The sequence below is a fragment of the Pseudoalteromonas sp. 2CM28B genome (assembly GCF_023161935.1).
The window spans coordinates 1-3,085 of record NZ_JALNTH010000087.1; the positions used below are offsets into that span (position 1 = coordinate 1).

4 protein-coding genes and 1 pseudogene are annotated in these 3,085 nt (G+C 36.5%); 4 read left to right on the forward strand and 1 reads right to left on the reverse strand.

Annotation, left to right across the window (positions count from 1 at the left end; all coding sequences use genetic code 11):
* Positions 1-76: 76 nt before the first annotated feature.
* A complete protein-coding gene (locus tag MTN96_RS36650; protein WP_004588889.1) occupies positions 77-466 on the reverse strand; it encodes a Cd(II)/Pb(II)-responsive transcriptional regulator in 390 nt (129 codons plus the stop codon).
* A 77-nt stretch (positions 467-543) separates the two neighbouring features.
* Here MTN96_RS36650 and MTN96_RS36655 point away from each other — a divergent pair, with 77 nt between their 5' ends.
* The 4 genes and pseudogenes from MTN96_RS36655 to MTN96_RS36670 form a co-directional block, all read left to right on the forward strand.
* Positions 544-1,158 carry a cation transporter gene (locus MTN96_RS36655; protein WP_004588888.1) on the forward strand — a complete coding sequence of 205 codons (615 nt, stop codon included), beginning with the start codon at positions 544-546 and terminating at the stop codon, positions 1,156-1,158.
* 55 nt (positions 1,159-1,213) lie between these two features.
* Entirely contained in the window at positions 1,214-1,945 is a 732-nt protein-coding gene (locus tag MTN96_RS36660) for a transglutaminase family protein (RefSeq protein ID WP_004588887.1), read from the forward strand.
* A complete protein-coding gene (locus tag MTN96_RS36665) occupies positions 1,932-2,834 on the forward strand; it encodes a cation diffusion facilitator family transporter (RefSeq protein WP_004588886.1) in 903 nt (300 codons plus the stop codon). Before MTN96_RS36660 ends, MTN96_RS36665 begins: the two co-directional genes overlap by 14 nt.
* Positions 2,835-2,889: 55 nt before the next feature.
* Positions 2,890-3,085: pseudogene (locus tag MTN96_RS36670) on the forward strand (hypothetical protein); the annotation flags it as partial.

Genomic DNA, 3,085 nt, shown 5'->3' on the forward strand with positions numbered 1-3,085 from the left:
TTAATGATTGTGCTAATTTGCCAATGGTTTTCATTATTGCCTTTGTGAATACTACTAATCTAAAGTTATATTTAGTTCAACTATCTAATGACTTGATAATGCCACAGACTTCAATTGTACCGTCAGACCCGCAAGAGCTTGCCATTAGTTTTAACTCTTTTTTGAGTGCATTCAATTCCTTCATTCGTTGATTAACTAAAGTTAGTTGCCGATCAATTAATGCATTTACACTAGAGCAACTCTCCTCTGGCTTGTTTTTTAATTCAATGAGTCGCTTAATATCATTAAGCGGAATATCTAAACTTCGACAATGCTTTACGAACTCTAGCTCTTTAAATGCCTTATTAGAATACAACCTGAAATTCCCTTCAGTGCGATCAGGATCTGACAGCAAGCCCTCCTTTTCATAATATCGGATGGTTTGTACTGAATACCCCGATGTTTTCGATAACTCACCAATTTTCATAAAATTTCCAAATAAACTTGACCCTATAGTCACTATAGGATTTATAGTTAGAGCATACAAGTTAATCGGAGATGAAAATGAGCGATTGTGGGTGTGAAGTTGAGCTAAAAGATAACCAGCAAAAAACGGTGCTTTATTGGCTTCTGGCTATCAATGCCTCGATGTTTGTTTTTGAAATTGGCTTTGGTTGGTTATCAGAATCAACGGCTTTAATTGCAGATTCGTTAGACATGCTAGCGGATGCAATCGTCTATGCAATTGCACTATACGCGGTGGGAAAGTCAATCCAACATAAGGCTAATGCTGCTTTAGTGAGTGGCTATTTCCAACTGGGGTTAGGCGTGCTAATTCTAATGGATATTGCTAGAAGGCTGTATGGTGAAAGTGAGCCTCACTCTTGGTTTATGATTGGCGTAGGCATGGTTGCTTTAGTTGCAAATGTGATTTGTCTCATCCTTATTCGAAAGCACAACAACGATGAAGTACATATGAGAGCTAGCTGGATATTTTCAGCGAATGATGTAATTGCAAATCTTGGTGTCGTTATCGCAGGCATACTCGTTATGGTGCTGAAACAGCGTTGGCCTGATATCGTCATTGGTAGCATCATTTCAATGTTAATTCTTCGAGGCGCTTACCGAATACTAAGCGATGCTAAACAAGAATTAGCTGTTGCTGAGAAAACACGTTAAACACCAAATGAAGATAAACAATCAACCTTTGGTTGTTCAAAGTAAGGAAACATCAATGAATAGCAAATATCTAGAAAAAACCAAGATAGTAAATTTTGAACACTCTACAATTCAATCATTAATTTCTGAGCGTAATTGGCAAGAACTCGATGACTTCAACAAAATTGGTGCAGCCTACCAATTTGTTAAAGATGAAATATTATTTGGTTACAATGAGAGTGATGATATTTCAGCAAGCAGTGTTTTAGCCGATGGTTACGGACAATGCAATACCAAGGGTAACTTGCTGATGGCTTTGTTACGAGGATTAGGTATTCAATGTCGTTTTCACGGCTTTACTATTGAGCAGCGATTACAAAAAGGAGCTATTCCAACTTATGTATTTTGGTTAGCACCTAAATATATCATTCATAGTTGGATTGAAGTTTATTTCAAGGATCGTTGGATAAACTTAGAAGGCTTTATATTAGATGAACAATATTTAAGTTCACTACAGCACAAATTTAGTCAAATAAAAAACGAATTTTGTGGTTATGGTGTTGCAACAAAGTGTTTCTCTTCGCCAGATACAGATTGGCGTGGTCAAGATACCTATATACAAAAAGAAGGTATTCATGATGATTTTGGTGTTTATAATTCCCCTGATGAGTTTTATCTCGAAAAAGGAACTAACTTATCAGGAATCAAACGTTGGATGTATCAACGAGTGATCCGTCACTTTATCAATTTTAACGTAGTCAATGTAAGAAATTTAAAAGTTCTTGAGGTGGAAAATGCACAATCATAGCCATAGCCATTCGCATGGAAAAGACGACCGTATAGGTTGGACATTTTTCCTTAATGTTTCATTTACTATTATCGAATTTATTGGTGGTTGGCTAACCAACAGTACCGCTATTATGGCTGATGCTGTACATGACCTGGGTGACAGTTTATCTATAGGATTCGCTTGGATACTGAGTCGTTTCTCGGATAAAGAAGCATCCGATAGATTTAGCTATGGCTATCGTCGTCTTACCCTGTTTGGCGCATTAATTAACAGTATTGTATTAGTTATTGGTTCTGTCTGGGTGCTATTTGAAGCAATACCAAGATTATCTAATCCTGAAATGCCAATGGCTGAAGGAATGTTGGGTCTTGCATTACTTGGGGTTGCTGTTAATGGGTATGCAGTATTTAAACTAAAAGCGGGTAAAACGCTGAACGAAAAAGTACTTACGTGGCATTTGCTTGAAGACGTACTTGGCTGGGTTGCAGTCCTAATTGTTTCTATCGTGCTGCTTTTTGTAGATCTACCAATATTAGATCCTTTGCTTTCTATAGGCTTTACACTGTTTATATTGTTTAACGTTTTGAAAAACCTGAAAACAACATTGGCACTATTTCTTCAAGCTACACCTGATGAAGAAGTGCAGAATAATATTGAAAAAGCGATAAAGGCTATACCTGAAATTAATGGGATTCATCATATGCACTTTTGGTCATTAGACGGGGAAAGTCACGTATTAACTGCTCACCTAGAGTTAGCCCATAACTTTGAGGTTGATAAATTAATTAGGCTAAAACAACAAGTGGCTAAGGAACTTTCTTCTTATAATTTATCTCATACAACCATTGAGTTTGAGTTTCCTCAAGAAACTTGCCGTGACGAGCATGAAAAACATGCGCATGGCTAGTTTAGAAAACCTTTTTTTGATATTATAATTTTTCATATTTAAGTAGGTGTTTATTTTGAAATTCAATGTTGCGTTAAAAATACTATTAGTCGTTTCGATTGTTTTGCAATCGTTAACTGCTGTTGTATCCGCAACACCTGAGAATCACCAAATAGATATAGAGCACCTTCAAATTCAACATGATCATGCAGATGATCGAAATGTCTCAAATGATAATGTAGGTGATGAGCAGCATAATGAAAAAGATTGTC

What these genes read in the sequence shown, in the direction of transcription:
- MTN96_RS36655 (WP_004588888.1), top strand. Translation starts at nt 544, where the DNA reads ATGAGCGATTGTGGGTGTGAAGTTGAGCTAAAAGATAACCAGCAAAAA.
- MTN96_RS36660 (WP_004588887.1), top strand. Translation starts at nt 1,214, where the DNA reads ATGAATAGCAAATATCTAGAAAAAACCAAGATAGTAAATTTTGAACAC.
- MTN96_RS36650 (WP_004588889.1), bottom strand. Translation starts at nt 466, where the DNA reads ATGAAAATTGGTGAGTTATCGAAAACATCGGGGTATTCAGTACAAACC.
- MTN96_RS36665 (WP_004588886.1), top strand. Translation starts at nt 1,932, where the DNA reads ATGCACAATCATAGCCATAGCCATTCGCATGGAAAAGACGACCGTATA.